Origin of the sequence: Burkholderia sp. S171 (assembly GCF_009766085.1) — a bacterium.
In the GTDB taxonomy this organism is placed as follows: domain Bacteria; phylum Pseudomonadota; class Gammaproteobacteria; order Burkholderiales; family Burkholderiaceae; genus Caballeronia.
In genome coordinates, this window is sequence record NZ_LMUF01000067.1 from 1 (window position 1) to 338 (window position 338).

Consider the following 338-nt stretch of genomic DNA (forward strand, 5'->3'; position numbering starts at 1 on the left):
TAGCTCTGGCTCGAACCCACGCCCGATCCCGCTGTGTGATACGTGTTTGCGTTGTAGCTGATGAAACCACCGTTGACGCCCTGGTCCCACTGTTCGGGCGGCACATAACCGCGCGCCGAATTCTTCATGAACGCTTGCGGCACGCTCAGTTCGAGCGTCTGCTGCGTGAAGTCGAAATCGACCGTTGCGCCGGGTACGATGGTGGCAATTTCATCGCAGGTGTCGGCATTGGTCGTGCTCACGCTACGTCCCGCGGCTGCATCGGCCTTTGCCAGATCCACGCCCGCACGCTGCAACAACGCGCGGCTGAAACAGGGCTTTGAGCCCAGCTTGCCGTC

1 protein-coding gene is annotated in these 338 nt (G+C 61.2%); it reads right to left on the reverse strand.

Going from position 1 to position 338, the window contains the following annotated elements:
* Positions 1-338: FimD/PapC N-terminal domain-containing protein (locus GSQ93_RS36325; protein WP_216857732.1), on the reverse strand; the 338-nt coding region annotated here is incomplete at both ends.